The sequence below is a fragment of the Massilia solisilvae genome, assembly GCF_024753215.1.
GTDB classification, from domain to species: Bacteria; Pseudomonadota; Gammaproteobacteria; order Burkholderiales; family Burkholderiaceae_D; genus Telluria; species Telluria solisilvae.
Genome location: NZ_JANUGV010000001.1, coordinates 1,758,613 through 1,774,021 on the forward strand (window position 1 = coordinate 1,758,613; position 15,409 = coordinate 1,774,021).

At 67.7% G+C, this 15,409-nt stretch carries 13 protein-coding genes; 7 read left to right on the forward strand and 6 right to left on the reverse strand.

Translation table 11 applies throughout. The features are described 5' to 3' along the window. Positions 1-28: 28 nt before the first annotated feature. The 5 genes from NX773_RS07915 to NX773_RS07935 all read right to left on the reverse strand — a co-directional run bounded on the left by NX773_RS07915 (position 29) and on the right by NX773_RS07935 (position 8,864). Positions 29-3,157 carry an efflux RND transporter permease subunit gene (locus NX773_RS07915; RefSeq protein WP_258855758.1) on the reverse strand — a complete coding sequence of 1,043 codons (3,129 nt, stop codon included), beginning with the start codon at positions 3,155-3,157 and terminating at the stop codon, positions 29-31. Further along, positions 3,154-4,776, reverse strand: a complete 1,623-nt coding sequence (locus NX773_RS07920; RefSeq protein ID WP_258855759.1) for an efflux RND transporter periplasmic adaptor subunit — start codon at positions 4,774-4,776, stop codon at positions 3,154-3,156. The genes NX773_RS07915 and NX773_RS07920 overlap by 4 nt, the downstream gene beginning before the upstream one ends. After that, the gene (locus NX773_RS07925) at positions 4,773-6,098 is read right to left on the reverse strand and encodes a TolC family protein (protein ID WP_258855760.1); all 1,326 of its coding nucleotides are present in this window, start codon (positions 6,096-6,098) and stop codon (positions 4,773-4,775) included. Before NX773_RS07925 ends, NX773_RS07920 begins: the two co-directional genes overlap by 4 nt. Before the next feature lie 74 nt (positions 6,099-6,172). Next, the gene (locus tag NX773_RS07930) at positions 6,173-6,565 is read right to left on the reverse strand and encodes a hypothetical protein (protein WP_258855761.1); all 393 of its coding nucleotides are present in this window, start codon (positions 6,563-6,565) and stop codon (positions 6,173-6,175) included. A gap of 58 nt (positions 6,566-6,623) precedes the next feature. After that, a complete protein-coding gene (locus tag NX773_RS07935) occupies positions 6,624-8,864 on the reverse strand; it encodes a copper-transporting P-type ATPase (RefSeq protein WP_258855762.1) in 2,241 nt (746 codons plus the stop codon). A gap of 202 nt (positions 8,865-9,066) precedes the next feature. On the opposite strand from NX773_RS07935, the gene NX773_RS07940 reads away from it, so the two are divergent. The 6 genes from NX773_RS07940 to NX773_RS07965 all read left to right on the forward strand — a co-directional run bounded on the left by NX773_RS07940 (position 9,067) and on the right by NX773_RS07965 (position 13,208). Further along, the gene (locus NX773_RS07940) at positions 9,067-9,441 is read left to right on the forward strand and encodes a hypothetical protein (RefSeq protein ID WP_258855763.1); all 375 of its coding nucleotides are present in this window, start codon (positions 9,067-9,069) and stop codon (positions 9,439-9,441) included. A gap of 132 nt (positions 9,442-9,573) precedes the next feature. After that, positions 9,574-9,939 (forward strand): copper-binding protein, encoded by a 366-nt coding sequence (locus tag NX773_RS07945; RefSeq protein ID WP_370662225.1) that lies wholly within the window; start codon positions 9,574-9,576, stop codon positions 9,937-9,939. 79 nt (positions 9,940-10,018) lie between these two features. Further along, the gene (gene copC / locus NX773_RS07950) at positions 10,019-10,384 is read left to right on the forward strand and encodes a copper homeostasis periplasmic binding protein CopC (RefSeq protein WP_258855764.1); all 366 of its coding nucleotides are present in this window, start codon (positions 10,019-10,021) and stop codon (positions 10,382-10,384) included. A gap of 4 nt (positions 10,385-10,388) precedes the next feature. After that, complete coding sequence (locus NX773_RS07955) at positions 10,389-11,321, forward strand: CopD family protein (protein ID WP_258855765.1); 933 nt, start codon at positions 10,389-10,391, stop codon at positions 11,319-11,321. Between the two features lie 29 nt (positions 11,322-11,350). After that, a complete protein-coding gene (locus NX773_RS07960) occupies positions 11,351-11,794 on the forward strand; it encodes a DUF411 domain-containing protein (protein WP_258855766.1) in 444 nt (147 codons plus the stop codon). Positions 11,795-11,849: 55 nt separating this feature from the next. Next, the gene (locus NX773_RS07965) at positions 11,850-13,208 is read left to right on the forward strand and encodes a serine hydrolase domain-containing protein (RefSeq protein ID WP_258855767.1); all 1,359 of its coding nucleotides are present in this window, start codon (positions 11,850-11,852) and stop codon (positions 13,206-13,208) included. A gap of 17 nt (positions 13,209-13,225) precedes the next feature. Here NX773_RS07965 and NX773_RS07970 read toward each other — a convergent pair whose 3' ends face one another. After that, positions 13,226-14,131: a LysR substrate-binding domain-containing protein gene (locus tag NX773_RS07970; RefSeq protein ID WP_307728507.1), complete on the reverse strand. Its 906-nt coding sequence runs from the start codon at positions 14,129-14,131 to the stop codon at positions 13,226-13,228. A 96-nt stretch (positions 14,132-14,227) separates the two neighbouring features. Here NX773_RS07970 and NX773_RS07975 point away from each other — a divergent pair, with 96 nt between their 5' ends. After that, positions 14,228-15,325, forward strand: a complete 1,098-nt coding sequence (locus NX773_RS07975) for a tartrate dehydrogenase (protein ID WP_258855769.1) — start codon at positions 14,228-14,230, stop codon at positions 15,323-15,325. The last annotated feature ends 84 nt before the right edge of the window (positions 15,326-15,409 follow it).

Genomic DNA, 15,409 nt, shown 5'->3' on the forward strand with positions numbered 1-15,409 from the left:
GGGCGGGAGACCCGCCCACCCTACGAAATCAAGCGCCGACCTGGCGCCTCCTGAGCAGCAGATACGCGGCCGGTACCACGAACATCGACAGCAGCGGCGCCGTGATCATGCCGCCCACCATGGGTGCGGCAATGCGCTGCATGACCTCCGAGCCCGTACCCGAACCGATCATGATCGGCACCAGGCCCGCCACGATCACCGCGACGGTCATCGCCTTCGGCCGCACCCGCAGCACTGCGCCCTCGGTCACCGCATCCAGCAAGTCCTGCTCGCTGGTCTTCCCAAGCGCGACGCGGCCTTCCCATGCGTGCTTCAGGTACAGCAGCATGATCACGCCAAATTCGGCCGAGACGCCGGCCAGCGCGATGAAGCCAACGCCGCTGGCCACCGACAGGTTGTGCCCGAGGAGCCATAGCAGCCAGGCCCCGCCGGCCAGCGCGAACGGTAGCGTGGCCATGATCAGCAGCGCCTCGTCCAGCCGGCGAAACGTGGCGTAGAGCAGCAGGAAGATGATCGCAAGCGTCACCGGGACCACGACACGCAGCTTGGCCGATGCGCGCTCCATATACTCGAACTGCCCCGACCACGCGATCGAATAGCCGGGTGAGATCTTCACCTCGCGTGCCACCGCCTGCTGCATCTCGCGCACCGCCGAGCCCAGGTCGCGGCCCCGGATGTCGACATACACCCAGCCGGACAGCCTGGCGTTTTCGCTCTTGAGCATGGGCGGCCCGTCGGCCACGCGGATGTCGGCCACGTCGCCCAGCGCGATCTGCGCCCCGCGCCCGGTCAGCACCGGCAGCCGGCGCAGCTTGTCGACCGAGTCGCGCACCTCGCGCGGGTAGCGCACGTTGATCGGGAAGCGCTGCAGCCCTTCGACGGTCTCGCCCACATTGTCGCCGCCAACGGCCGCCGATACGATGCCTTGCACGTCCGCGATGTTCATGCCGTAGCGGGAGGCGCGGTCGCGGTCGATGCCGATATCGACATAGCGCCCGCCGTTCAGGCGCTCGGCCAACGCGGACGAGACCCCGGGCACCTTCTTGACGACGGCCTCGATCGCGCTGCTCAGGCGGTCGATCTCGGGCAGGCTGGCGCCGGAGACCTTGATCCCGACCGGGCTCTTGATGCCGGTGGCGAGCATGTCGATGCGGTTGCGGATCGGCGGCACCCACACGTTGGACAGTCCCGGCACCTTCACCACGCGGTCCAGTTCTTCGGTGAGTCTTGCCATCGTCATGCCCGGCCGCCACTGTCCGCGCGGCTTGAACTGGATGGTGGTCTCGAACATCTCGAGCGGCGCGGGATCGGTGGCCGACTCGGCGCGGCCGGCCTTGCCGAACACGGTGGCGACCTCCGGCACGGTCTTGATCAGGCGGTTGGTCTGCTGCAGCAGCTCGGCCGCCTTGCCCGCCGAAAGGCCGGGCAGCGCCGACGGCATGTACAGCAAATCGCCCTCATCCAGCATCGGCAGGAATTCGCCGCCCAACCGGCTGACCGGCCACACGGTGGCGGCGGCCACGAACGCGGCCGCCACCAGCGTCGACCTCGGATGGCGCAGCACGGCGGCGATCAGCGGCCGATAGCCGGCAATCAGGGCGCGACTTACCGGGTTGCGCCGCTCATCCGGAATGCGTCCCCGGATCAGGTAGCCCATCAGCACCGGCACCAGCGAAATCGAAAGCCCGGCCGCGGCGGCCATCGAATAGGTCTTGGTGAACGCGAGCGGCGCGAACAGCCGCCCTTCCTGCGCCTGCAGGGCAAACACGGGCACGAACGAGAGCACGATGATCAGCAGCGAGAAGAACAGCGCCGGGCCCACTTCCGCCGCGGCGTCGCCGATCACGCGCCAGCGCTCTTCCCCGTTCAGTTGCGCGTCCGGGTGCGCGTGGTTCCATGCTTCGATATGCTTGTGCGCGTTCTCGATCATGACCACCGCGCCATCGACCATGGCACCGATCGCGATCGCAATGCCGCCCAGGGACATGATGTTGGCGTTCACGCCCTGGTAGTACATGACGATGTAAGCGGCCAGGACACCCAGCGGCAGCGATACGATGGCCACCAGCGCCGAACGCAGGTGGCACAGGAACAGCGCGCACACCAGGGCGACGACGATGAATTCCTCCACCAGCTTGTGTTCCAGGTTGTCGACCGCGCGGTCGATGAGGCCGGAGCGGTCATAGGTGGTCACCACCTCGACGCCCGGCGGCAGGCTGGCCTTCAGGCTGGCGAGCCTTTCCTTGACGGCGGCGATGGTCGCGCGCGCGTTCTTCCCGGAGCGCAGGACCACCACGCCGCCCGCCACCTCGCCTTCACCGTTCAGCTCCGCGATCCCGCGCCGCATCTCGGGGCCGACCTGGATGCGGGCGACGTCGCCCAGGCGCACCGGCACGCCGGCCGCGTTGGTCGACAGTGGCACCGCGCGGAAGTCGTCCAGCGAGTGCAGGTAGCCGGTGGTGCGGACCATGTATTCGGCTTCGCCCATTTCCAGTACCGAACCGCCGCTTTCCTGGTTGGCCCTGGCCAGCGCATCGAGCACCATCGCGTGGGTGACGTTGTAGGCCCTCATCTTGTCCGGATCGAGCACCACCTGGTACTGGCGTACCATGCCGCCGATGCTGGCCACTTCCGAGACATTGGGAACCGTCTTGAGCTCGTACTTGAGGAACCAGTCCTGCAGCGCGCGCAGTTGCGACAGGTCGTGGCGCCCACTGTGGTCCACCAGCGCGTACTCGAACACCCAGCCGACGCCGGTAGCGTCCGGGCCCAGCGCGGGTCGCGCCTGTTGCGGCAGGCGCGACTGCACCTGGTTCAGGTACTCCAGCACCCGCGAGCGCGCCCAGTACGGATCGGTACCATCCTCAAACAGCACATACACGAACGAGTCGCCAAAGAACGAGTAGCCGCGTACGGTCTTCGCGCCCGGGACCGAGAGCATGGTGGTGGTGAGCGGATACGTCACCTGGTTTTCGACGATCTGCGGCGCCTGGCCGGGCCAGGTCGTGCGGATGATGACCTGCACGTCCGACAGGTCGGGCAGCGCGTCCACAGGCGTGCGCCCGAGAGACCACGCGCCCCACCCGGCCAGCGCCACAGCGGCCAGCAGGACGAGCAGGCGGTTGATAATCGACCAGCGGATGATGCGGGCGATCATTGGTGCGCTCCGTGGTCATGGGGCGCATCTTCAAGCATGGCGTGTGCCCCATGCTCGCCGTGCGTGGCATCGCCCTGGCCGGTGGCGTGATCCACGCCGTGTTCGCTGCCGTGCCGCGCAGGTTCATGGGCAGGAGGCGGCGTTGCCTTCGCTTTGCGTTCGATCCCCGTGATCTGGTAGCGCCCATCGGGGCGGGCCTGCAGATCGAACGCTACGCTGTCGCCCACCCGGATCCCTGCCGGCAGGCCACCGGCCGGCGGCACGAAGCCCATCGTCATCGGCCCCCATCCGAGCGTTTGAATGGGTCCGTGCGAGATGGTGACTTCATCCGGGCCGATCTTTTCGATCTTGCCGATGCCATGGTGCGTGACCGGGGCAACCGTCGCGGGCCTGGTTTGCGTGGCCCCTTCCAGGCGCCGCACGGCGCCGCGCAAGCTGGCTTCGGAGTCGATCAGGAACTGGCCGGAAGCCACCACCCGCTGCCCTGCGGAGAGACCCGACAGGATTTCCGTGTCGCCGTTGGCCTCTGTGCCGACGCTCACTTCCATCGGCATGAATTTGCCGTCGCCCTGCGCCACGATGACGACGGTGCGGGTGCCGGTCTGGATTGCCGCCTCGGACGGAACGACCAGTGCCTGCCGGCGCCCGGCGCCGATCACGCCGATGTTGGCGAACATGCCGGGACTGAGCTTTCCGGCTGGGTTGGCGATCTCGATCCGTGCGACCAGGGTGCGCGTGCCTGGATCGACCTGAGGCAGCAAGGATTCGACCTTGCCGCTGAAACGCTCGCCGGGATATGCCGGCGTCGTGGCCTCGACCGCCGTACCGGGCCGCACCTGGGCCGCGGCGCTTTCGGGCACTTCGGCGTTGACCCAGACGCTGGCCAGTCCGCTGATCGTCATCATCGGCGCGCCGGCACTGACCGTCATGCCCTCGCGCGCCGGCAGTTCGCTCACCACGCCGGTTGCGGGGGCCGTGACGGTCACCCGCTTGATCACCTGGCCGCGCGCGGCCACCTGGCGGATCTGCTCGTCCGTCATGCCGGCCAGGCGCATGCGCTGCTGCGCCGCGTCCAGCAGGCCCGCGGACTGCGCGGCGCCCATGCGGCGGATCGACAGGTATTCCTCCTGCGCCGCCACCCAGTCCGGCACGTAGAGGTCCAGCAGCGCCTGCCCCTTGCGCACCCGCTCGAGCGGTGCACGCACAAACAGCCGCTCGACGAAGCCGCTGCTGCGCGCCTGCACCAGCACGCGTTCGCGCTCGTTGAACGCGATATTGCCGACCAGCCGAAGTCCGCCGCCCAGCTGGCCCTGGCGCACCTCGACCAGGCGGATGCCCAGGTTCTGCTGCACGTCGGGACTGACCTTGACCGTGCCTTCGGCGCCCTGCTCGTCCGCGTACACGGGCACGAGATCCATGTCCATGTACGGCGATTTGCCGGGCTTGTCGAAGCGTTTGCCAGGAGCCATGGGGTCCTGCCAGTACAGGACCTTGCGTCCCGATTCCGGCACGGCGGCCGGCACATGCGCGGCTGAACGCTGACCAAGGCGGTATGCGCCAAAGCTGGCGCCGGCCAGCACGAGTGCCGCGGCCGCGGCTGCAATCACGCGGCGATTCATGGCGCCTCCGGTTTGTTGAGGTTCGAAACGGTGTTCATCTGGCTGGTCGGGAATAGAAAGTTCAGGCGGGCCCACAGGCGCGCGGTGTCGGCCTCGAGCTGCAAGGACTGCAGGCGGGTTTCCAGTTCGTCGCGGCGCGCGGCGATGACGTCGGCCAGCGCGGCCTTGCCGCCCCGGTAGGCGGCGAGCAGCGCATCTGCCCGTTCGCGCGCGAGCGGCAGCAGTTCGGTGCGGTAGCGTTCCAGGCGTTCCAGGCCGGTGCGCCACTCGCCGACCTGGTTCGCGGTTTCGGCGGTGTGCATGCGCAGCGCCTCGTCGCGCTCGTCGCGCGCCTGGTCGGCTAGCGCCAGGCGCGCCGCGATTTCGCGGTCCTGGCGGTGCTTGCGGTCCCATTGCAGCGGCACCGCAACGCCGAACGAGACCATGTTCGGATAATCCGGGCCGCGCTGCTGGAACGCCAGTTCGACGCGCCAGTCCGGGCGGCTCTCTGCGTCCGCCAGGCGCGCCTCTGTGCTGGCCAGGTCCGCAGCGCGGTTCAGCACGCTCACCTCAGGATGGTGTTCGAGCTCGTGCGGCAGGGTGTCCGGGTTGTGGCGAATCTGCGTGAGGTCCGGGCTGCCCGTGAGCGCAAGACCAGGCAACTCACCAACCCAGCGCACCAGCGTCGTGCGGGCGCTCTGGCGCTGGCGCTCGATCGCGCTCGCGCGGTCGTGCACCATGGCCAGCGCGCTGCGGGCGGCCAGCAGGTCCGCGCGGCTGGAGCGCCCACCGCGATAGGCCGCGTCCACAGCCACCACGAGCGCCTCGGCCTGGTCGGCCTGCTCGGCCACCACCTGCGCCATCTGCTCGAAGTAATACTGGTCCAGCCAGGCCAGCGCCGTGTCGCGCTCGACCGCGCCGGCGGCGGCAACCTGCTCGGCGCGCGTCTTGTTGGCCAGATGCTCGTAGCGCCGGGCGCGCAGGTCGCGCTTGTCGCTACGTGTAAGCTCCTGTTCGATGCCGATGCGCCGCATCGTCATCGAGTCCCGGCCCAGCGAATACCTGTCGGGACCGCTCAGCGGGACATTCTCGACGCCCGCCTTGAGCATGGGGTCGGGCAGCTGGCGCGCGGCGGCTGCCAGCTCCTGCGACGCCTTCACCGCCGCGTCCTGCGCGCGCAGCTGCAGCGAGCGACCGAGCGCGCGCTGCTGCGCCTCGGGGAGCGTCAGGCCGGTGCCTGAGGCCATGGCTGGGCCGGCGAACGCCAACGCCAGCAGCGCCGGCGCAAGCATCGCCGGCGTAGTGCGGCGCCGCAGCGCCGCGAGTCGAATTCGGGAAAACATGACATCTCCAACTTGCAATGAACGACCGCAGTCCCGGTATCAGCGGGACCATGGGCTAGCGAGCAAGCCGGGATCTAATTGCGCAGGCAGCAGTTCCGGATCGGAATCGGAGGCGAACTGCTGGCGGTCTCCAGGAACGAAGCTGGCGCCTCGAGGTTGAGCGGGAGCGGCGTCTCGACAGCGGAGATGGCAAGGACGAGGGATGTGGGAACGAACGGCGCCACCGGCGGCTGCGCCGGCAGGTCGAGCGACTGCGCCTTGGACTGGCCATGCGCCTCGCACAGGTTGGGACTTTGCTGGTCGTGCGGGGTGCAGCAGTTGGAATGGGCGACTTGCATTGCCACCGGTTGTTCGAGCGCGCGCGCCACCTGCGGGCAGTCGTAGCCCGCCAGGGCCAGCTGCGTGAACAGCAGGCTCACCAGGGCCACCAGGGCGGCCAGGAAGCGAATGCGTCGTGTATATCTCATGGCGTTTACCGGCGCCACCTTAGCACTGTTGCAGCCTGCTGTCGAGCAGATTGCTGTTTCATTTACTCGCCGCAGTGCCGCGCAAGCGCAGCGCATTGGTTACGACCGAGACGGAGCTCAGGCTCATCGCAAGCGCGGCCAGCATTGGCGACAGCAACTGGCCGGTGACCGGATACAGCAGGCCCGCCGCGACCGGAATGCCCAGCGCGTTGTACACGAAAGCGAAGCCAAGGTTCTGGTGCATGTTGCGCACGGTGGCCACCGAAATGGCGCGCGCCCTGGCGATCGCCCTCAGGTCGCCCTTGACCAACGTGACGTGCGCGCTGTTGATCGCCACGTCGGTGCCGGTGCCCATGGCGATACCCACGTTGGCCTTGGCCAGCGCCGGCGCGTCATTGATGCCGTCGCCCGCCATGGCCACCACCCTGCCCTCCGCCTGGTAGCGCTCGACGAGGGTGAGCTTGTCCTGCGGCTTGACTTCGCCATAGACCTCGTCAATGCCAAGCCGCTCGCCCACCGAGCGCGCGGTGGTCAGGCCATCGCCGGTCGCCATCACGACCTTCATGCCTGCTTCGCGCAGGGCGGCGAGTGCTTCGGGCGTGGTGAACTTGATCGGGTCGGCCACCGCCAGCAGCCCGGCCAATTGGCCGTCGCGCGCCAGGTACATGACGCTTGCGCCTTCGTGGCGCAGACGCTCGGCCTGTTCGCGCAGCGGCTGCCAGGCCACGCCGGCGCTGTCCATCAGCACGGTATTGCCGAGCACGACAGCCGCGCCATCGACACTGCCGCGCACGCCGATGCCGCTGGACGACTCGAACGATCCCGGTTTCGACAGCGGCAGGTTGCGGCGCCGCGCCTCTGCCACGATCGCGTGCGCCAACGGGTGCTCGCTGCCCTGGTCGATGCTGGCGGCCAGGGCCAGCACCTGGTCCTCGGTCCAGCCGGGTGCGCCCACCACGGCCGAAAATGCCGGTTTGCCTTCTGTGAGCGTGCCGGTCTTGTCGACGATGAGTGTATCGACCTTGCGCAGCGCTTCGATGGCTGCCGCGTCCCGGAACAGCACGCCCTGGGTGGCCGCCTGCCCGGTCGCGGCCATGATCGACATCGGCGTGGCCAGGCCCAGCGCGCACGGGCACGCGATGATGAGGACCGAGACCGCGTTGACGAAGCCGAAGACCCAGCTCGGCTGCGGGCCGTAGATGCCCCAGACCAGCAGCGTCAGCACGGCCAGCGCCACCACGATCACGACGAAATAGCCGGCCACCACGTCGGCCAGCCGCTGCATCGGCGCGCGGGAGCGCTGTGCCTGCGCGACCATTTGTACAATCTGCGACAGCATGGTCTGGCCGCCCACCTTCTCGGCGCGCATGATAAGGCTCCCGCTGGCGTTGATGGTGGCGCCGATGACGCGGTCGCCCGGGCGCTTGGTCACCGGAACCGGCTCGCCGGTCAGCATCGACTCGTCCAGCGCGCTCTCGCCCTCCAGCACCACGCCGTCGACCGGCACCTTTTCGCCGGGCCGGATCCGCAGCGTGTCGCCGATGTGAACGTGGGCCAGCGGCACGTCCTCTTCGCTGCCGTCGGTGCGAATGCGGCGCGCGGTCTTGGGCGCCAGGCCGAGCAGGGACTTGATCGCGGCCGAGGTCTGCGAGCGGGCCTTGAGCTCAAGGATCTGCCCCAGCAGCGTGAGCGAAATGATGACCGCGGCGGCCTCGAAGTACACCGCCACGCGGCCGTGCATGACAAACGATGCCGGGAACAGGTGCGGTGCAAACGTGGCCACTACGCTGTAGCCATAGGCGGCCGTCACGCCGGTTCCGATCAGTGTCCACATGTTCGGGCTGCGCTGCGCGACCGAGGCGGCGCCGCGCCGCAGGAACGGCCAGCCGGCCCACAGCACCACCGGGGTGCCGAGCGCGAACTCGATGTAGCTTTGCCCGGCCAGGCCGCCGGGGAACAGGCGGTGCCCGGCCATTGCCAGCACGGCCACAATGATCGTGAGCGGCAAGGTCCACCAGAACCGGCGGCGAAAGTCGACCAGCTCGGGATTCGGCCCTTCCTCCAGTGTCGGCAGCTCCGGCTCGAGCGTCATGCCGCAGATCGGGCAGTTGCCGGGCATCGGCTGGCGCACCTGCGGGTGCATCGGGCAGGTGTAGATGGTGCCGGGCGGGGCCGGCGCCAGCTCCGGCGCCTGGGCCGCGGCACCCTGGTGATGGTGGTGGTGCTCAGCATGGGCGGGCGCGCTTGCTGTCGTCTGCTCGCCGGCGTGGTTGTGGTGGTGATGCTCGTGCTCGTTCATCGATCGGCTCGCCCAAGGGAGGTGATTGTGCAGATACTGTAAGCCAGATTGCCCTGTGATTGGGCGCGGCGGCACGGCTCAACTTTGCAGGTCGCATGGCTATGGTCTGCAATCCTATTGACCCAAGGAAACAAGTTCCTTGACTTGCATCAACCCCTGCCCAGCTTTTACGGGCGTGCCGGTGCCATGCTAGAATCAAATTGTGAACGTAATCGTCAAGGCATTTTTCGTTTGGCTGATGTTGCTCGCAGTGCCATTCCAAGGCTTTGCGGCGGCATCTGCGCTGCTGTGCGCGCCGCTTCCGGCGGCCGCAGTGCATGACATGGCCAAACCCGACACGGACCAGCATGGGACCGAGGCTGCCGGCGCCGCGAAAGCAGGCGCGGGCGTGCACGCGCACCACCATGCCGACGGCAAATGCGGCGCCTGCGCCAACTGCTGCACCGGCGCTGCCATCACACCGTCTTTCGTGCCGGCGCTGCCGGTCCACCCTGCCCGGCTGGTGTCCACACCGATGGCCGCGCACCGCCTCGTCTCTGTCGACCTCGCCCTGCCCGAGCGACCTCCCCGCGCCTGACCGTTCCCTCGGCACGATGCCGCAGCCGGGACAATTGGTCCCGCCGCGTCTGTTCGTCGTGCCGACATCTCCCGCAACACGGTCGCGTCGCCGCGGCCGTGAACCACGAACGTACCAAGCAAGGAGCTTCACATGACTCGTCTCTTTACCGTCGCCGTCGCCGCCGGCGGCCTCGTACTCGCCTCTGCCCAGGCCGGCGCCCGGATGCAGGACCACGCGCAGATGCATGCGCAGATGCACGCACAGCATCAGGCCGCGCCTGAACAAGCCGCGGCCGAGCTGTCGTCCGGCGAAGTGCAAAAAGTGGACAAGGATACCGGCACGCTGACCATCCAGCACGGGCCGCTCGTCAACCTGGGCATGCCGGGCATGACCATGGTTTTCAAGGCCAGGGACGCGGCGATGCTCGGCCAGGTCAAGGTTGGCGACAAGATCCGCTTTCGCGCCGAACAGGTGAACGGCGCGTTCACCGTCACCAGACTGGAACCGGTGCGCTGACGGGCTTGCGCGGCCCCGGTGGTGTTCTGTACGCTGCCGGGGTTGATCTGCGTTTTATCGATTTTGGTCCGGAGAAAAGATGTCCCTGAAACGACTGTCCATTGCTGCCGGCATTGCCGCCAGCGCCTTTGCTGCCACGGCCGCGCACGCCCACGCGAAGCTCGAATCGTCCGAGCCGCTGGCCGGCAGCGTCCTTGCCATTGCCCCGAAGCAGCTGCGGCTGGGCTTCAACGAAGCGCTCGAGCCTGCATTCAGCAAGATCCGGCTCGTCGACGCCAGGAATGCCGAAATCGCGCTGCCGCGCGCCCAGGTCGATAAGGCCGATCCGACCGCGATGATTGCGCCGCTGCCGGCGCTGCCGGCTGGCACCTACCGCGTGCAGTGGACGACCATGACCCATGACGGCCACAAGACCAAGGGAGACTTCACCTTCCAGGTCAAGTAACGACATGGGCGTTGACATCGCAATACTGCTGAAGGTGGTGACGGTCCTGCTGTACCTGTTTGCCGCGGTTGCCGCCGGCGCCAACATGGCCGTGTTCTGGCTGGCAGATGCGCGGTCGCCGTGGGCGCTCGCGCAGTTGCCGTCGCTGCGGCGCTGGGCCGCGGGCGGTGCGCTGCTGGCGCTGTCGGCGTCTTTTGCGGTGCTGTGCGCGGAAGCGGCCGAAATGGCCGAGCTGCCGTTGTCGGACGCCATGCCGGCGGTTGCGACAATGCTCGCGTCGACCCATTACGGGCTGGCGTGGTCCATTGGCGCGGGTGCGCTCGCGGCCGCTGTCGTGCTGCCGATCCTGCTGCGCGCCCGCGGCGGCGCCACCCTCGCTTTCGGCGCACTGGCGGTCTTCTGGTACAGCCGCAGCATGGTCAGCCACGCATCGGGCAATGGGGATGCCAGCCTGGCTGTGATGGCGGACTGGATGCACCTGGTCCTCGTCGGCCTCTGGCTGGGCGCGGTCGTCATCGCGGCCCTGGTCGCATTGGCGAACCGGCGCGACGTGCAGGAGACAGACAGGCGCGAACGGGCCGCGTATGTAGCCGCGCTGAGCGCCTGCGCCACGATCGCGCTCGTCGGCATCGTCATCACCGGGCTGGCCAGCGCCTGGCACAACCTGCGCAGCTTCCATGATTTGCTGGGCACCCCTTACGGCAACGCCCTGCTCGCCAAGCTGGCGCTGGTCGCGGTTGCCGTGGTGCTCGGCGGCGTGAACCGATTCGTCGTCATGCCGCCCTGGCTCCTGTCCGAAGGCGCGGGACGCCCGGTGGCGGCGACCTTGCCGTGCCGGTTCCGGCTCGTCTTGCAGATCGAAACCGTGATATTGATCGCCGCGCTGGTCATGGCGGTGATCCTTGCTGCTACGCCACCGCCGGGCGCGGCGACGTAGCCACACACATACACTTTAGGAGAAGGAAAATGTTTGCACGAACAATTCGCAAGACCCTGCTCGCAGCCCTGGTTGGCCTGCCGGTCCTGGCCTATGCCGCAACGCCGGTGATCGATGTGTACAAGAGCGCTTACTGCGGCTGCTGCGAGGCCTGGGCCAAGCACCTGCGCGACAGCGGCCTGAAGGTCGAGGTGCACACCGTCGCCAACCCGTCGGACGTGCGCGAGAAGATGGGCATCCCGAATAACCTCGGCTCCTGCCACACCGCGATCGTGGCCGGATACGCGATCGAAGGGCACGTGCCGGCGCAGGAGATCAAGCGCCTGCTGGCCACGCACCCGAAGGCGAAGGGGCTGGCGGTTCCCGCGATGCCGGCCGGCTCTCCTGGCATGGAAGGCCCGCGCAAGGACCCGTTCGACGTCCTGCTCGTGCAAAACGACGGGCGCACGACGGTGTACAAGCACTACAACTAGCACGCCGCCTGCTGCCCGCCCTGCCCGGCATTATCACAACTCATCCGGAGACTTCATGAAATTGGCGCTCACGATGCTTGCCCTGTCCATCCTTTCGACCACGGCGTCGGCCGCCGCGCTGCCCGAGCCGCAGGCTGCCGGCCTGACGCGCCAGTTGCAGGCCATCGTGAGCGATCCGGCGATGCCGCTGGCCAGCCTGTCCGTCGTGGCGATCCGTCACGGCGAAATCGTGTATGCCCAGCAGCTGGGCAGCAAGCGCCTGGCCACCGCGACGTCGCCCGCGCAGCCAGCGGATGCCAACACCATGTACCGGATCGCGTCGGTGTCCAAATTCGTCACGGCGCTGGGCACCATGAAGATGGTCGAGCAAGGCCGCCTGTCGCTCGACGCGGACATCAGCGACTACCTCGGCTACCGCCTGCGCAACCCGCACTTCCCGGACCGGCCGATCACCTTGCGCATGCTGCTCACGCATACCTCGTCTCTGCGCGACGAAGGCGGCTTCAAATGGGCGCCCGACGTGAACCTGAAGGACGTGCTGGTGCCCGGCGGGCGCTTCTACGGCAAGGGCGACATGTGGTCGGCCACGCAGGCGCCCGGCACCTATTTCGAATACGTGAACTTCAACTGGGGCGTCATCGCGACCGTCATGGAACGCGCCGGCGGCGAACGGTTCGACCGCCTGATGCGGCGCCTGGTGTTCGACCCGATGCGGCTCAAGGCCGGCTTCTACCTGGACGATTTCGCCCCGGCCAGCGTCAAGGATGTCGCAACGCTGTACCGCAAGCGCGAAAAGGATGGCAATGAGCTCTGGGACCCGAACGGCCCGTGGATCGCGCAGGCCGACGATTTCGGCAACGAGGCCCCGGCCGCGCCCGCGGGCCTGGACCGCTACGTGGTGGGCAGCAACGGCTCGATCTTCGGGCCGCAGGGCAGCCTGCGCATCTCCGCCAACGAGCTGGCGCAAATCATGCTGATGCTGATGAACGGCGGCCGCGACAAGGACACGCAAGTGCTCAAGCCAGACACCGTGGACCTGATGTTCAGCCGCCAGTGGACGCTGGGCGGCGCCGGCAACAAGGGCAACGGCGACAGCGACTACTTCCACGGCCTGTACCACGCCTGGGGCCTGGGCAACCAGCATTTCATCGACGTGAGCGAAGTGAAGAACGGCCGCGCGAGCGGGGACCGGCTGGTCGAAGGCGGCGGCTTTACGGGTGTGGGCCACCTCGGCTGGTCGTGGGGGCTGAACGCCTTGTTCGTGTTCGACCGGCAGGCGAAGAACGGCATGATCTACGTGAGCAGCGGCGTGGGCGCCAATCCCGAACTCCAGCCGGGCAAGTTCTCGTCGGAGGCACGCTTCCAGGAGCGCATCACCGACGTGCTTTATCGCGGTGCGATCATGGCGCGATAAGCGGCAGCGACGGGGCGCTAGCTCTGGCGCTGCGCGATCAGCGCCTGCAGCGACTCCTGCAGCCAGTCCACGCACACCCTGAGCTTGGCCGAGTTGCCCAGCTTTGACGGGTACACCGCCCACACGTTGGCCTCCTGCGTGAACTCCGGCAGCACGCGCACCAGCTTGCCCGATTCCAGCAGCGGCGCAATGTCCCACATCGACCGCAGGGCGATGCCGCGCCCGCCCACGGCCCACTGCACCACCACCTCGCCGTTGTTCGACGACAGCGGACCGGTTACCTTGATCACCTCCTCGCGCGTGCCGTCGCGCAGGCGCCAGACGCCGAACGGGTGGTCGCGCTCCTTGATGATCAGGCAGTCGTGGCTCGCCAGTTCGCCCAGGGTGCGCGGCGTGCCGCGCCGGGCCAGGTAGCCCGGGGCCGCGCACAGCACGCGGTGGTTCGGGGCCAGCCGCCGCGCGATCAGGTGCGGCGCGATCTCGTCGCCCACGCGCACGTCCAGGTCGAAGCCTTCGTTGGTGATATCGACCAGCCGGTCGAACACCTCGAAGCGGATCTTCAATTGCGGATAACGCGCCGACAGCTGCGAGATCGCCGGCGCGACGATGTTGCGTCCAAAGCCAAAGCTGCTGCAGATGCGCAGCGCGCCGCGTGGCTCGGCACGGCCGACGCTCACCTCCGCCACCATGCCGTCCACCGCATCGAGGATCTGCTGCGCCCACTGGTAGATGCGCTCCCCCTCTTCCGTCACCACCACCTTGCGGGTGCTGCGGTGGAACAGCTTGACCCCGAGGTTCTGCTCGAGCACCTGGATGCGCTTGGTGACGTAGGCCGCGGACGCGTCGAGGGCTTCGGCCGCACGCGTAAAGTTGGCACGGCGCGCCGTTTCGACAAAGACCCGGAGGTCCACAAGATCGGGCAGATTATTCACGTTACGTTGACGGTGGATTCACGGATGGACTGATTGTACACGCGCGATCGGGCGTATGATCTGCTGGTCGTTTTTGAAAGGTAAGCCATGACACGTAAATTCAAGATTGCCGCGATCGCCGGCGACGGCATCGGCAAGGAAGTCCTGCCGGAAGGCCTCAAGGTGCTGGAAGTGGCCGCGCGCCGCTTTGGCCTGGATCTCGAGTTCACCCATTTCGAATGGGCGAGCTGCGACTACTACCTGAAGACCGGCACCATGATGCCGGACAACTGGAAGGAGCAGCTGTCCGGCATGGACGCGATCTATTTCGGCGCGGTCGGCTGGCCGGCCACGGTGCCGGACCACATTTCGCTGTGGGGTTCGCTGCTCAAGTTCCGCCGCGAATTCGACCAGTACATCAACCTGCGCCCGGTGCGCCTGTTCGACGGAGTACCCTGCCCGCTGGCCAACCGCAAGCCGGGCGACATCGACTTCTACGTGGTGCGCGAGAACACCGAAGGCGAATACACCAACCTGGGCGGCATCATGTTCCCGGGTACCGAGCGCGAGATGGTGATCCAGGAGTCGGTCTTCACGCGCACCGGTACCGACCGCGTGCTCAAGTACGCCTTCGAGCTGGCCAATTCGCGCAAGCGCAAGCACCTGACGGTGGCCACCAAGTCGAACGGCATCGCGATCAGCATGCCGTGGTGGGACGGCCGTGCCGATGCCATCGGCAAGGACTACCCCGACGTGGCGACCGACAAGCAGCACATCGACATTTTGACCGCGCGCTTCGTGCTGCAGCCAACGCGCTTTGACGTGGTGGTGGCATCGAACCTGTTCGGCGACATCCTGTCCGACCTGGGCCCGGCCTGCACCGGCACCATCGGCCTGGCGCCGTCGGGCAACCTGAACCCGGACCGCAACTTCCCATCGCTGTTCGAGCCGGTCCATGGCTCGGCGCCGGACATTGCTGGCAAGGGCATCGCCAACCCGATCGCGCAGATCTGGTCGGGCGCGATGATGCTGTCCTTCCTCGCCGATACGCCGGGCGTGGACGGCCAGCGTTACCGCGAAGCGCATGACGCCATCCTCGCGGCGATCGAGCAATCGCTCAAGGACGGACCGCGCACCGCGGACCTGGGCGGCAACGCCAACACCGTGCAAGTCGGTGACGCGATCGCGCAACTGCTGCAAGGCTAAGCCAGCGGCCAGCCGTCCCGCAGCGCGGGGCGGCATCAAGGACACCAACGGCCCGGGACACGAGAAGCGCCGTGCGGTATGTAT

What these genes read in the sequence shown, in the direction of transcription:
- NX773_RS07915 (WP_258855758.1), bottom strand. Translation starts at nt 3,157, where the DNA reads ATGATCGCCCGCATCATCCGCTGGTCGATTATCAACCGCCTGCTCGTC.
- NX773_RS07930 (WP_258855761.1), bottom strand. Translation starts at nt 6,565, where the DNA reads ATGAGATATACACGACGCATTCGCTTCCTGGCCGCCCTGGTGGCCCTG.
- NX773_RS07935 (WP_258855762.1), bottom strand. Translation starts at nt 8,864, where the DNA reads ATGAACGAGCACGAGCATCACCACCACAACCACGCCGGCGAGCAGACG.
- NX773_RS07965 (WP_258855767.1), top strand. Translation starts at nt 11,850, where the DNA reads ATGAAATTGGCGCTCACGATGCTTGCCCTGTCCATCCTTTCGACCACG.
- NX773_RS07960 (WP_258855766.1), top strand. Translation starts at nt 11,351, where the DNA reads ATGTTTGCACGAACAATTCGCAAGACCCTGCTCGCAGCCCTGGTTGGC.
- NX773_RS07945 (WP_370662225.1), top strand. Translation starts at nt 9,574, where the DNA reads ATGACTCGTCTCTTTACCGTCGCCGTCGCCGCCGGCGGCCTCGTACTC.
- NX773_RS07975 (WP_258855769.1), top strand. Translation starts at nt 14,228, where the DNA reads ATGACACGTAAATTCAAGATTGCCGCGATCGCCGGCGACGGCATCGGC.
- NX773_RS07925 (WP_258855760.1), bottom strand. Translation starts at nt 6,098, where the DNA reads ATGTTTTCCCGAATTCGACTCGCGGCGCTGCGGCGCCGCACTACGCCG.
- NX773_RS07955 (WP_258855765.1), top strand. Translation starts at nt 10,389, where the DNA reads ATGGGCGTTGACATCGCAATACTGCTGAAGGTGGTGACGGTCCTGCTG.
- NX773_RS07920 (WP_258855759.1), bottom strand. Translation starts at nt 4,776, where the DNA reads ATGAATCGCCGCGTGATTGCAGCCGCGGCCGCGGCACTCGTGCTGGCC.
- copC (WP_258855764.1), top strand. Translation starts at nt 10,019, where the DNA reads ATGTCCCTGAAACGACTGTCCATTGCTGCCGGCATTGCCGCCAGCGCC.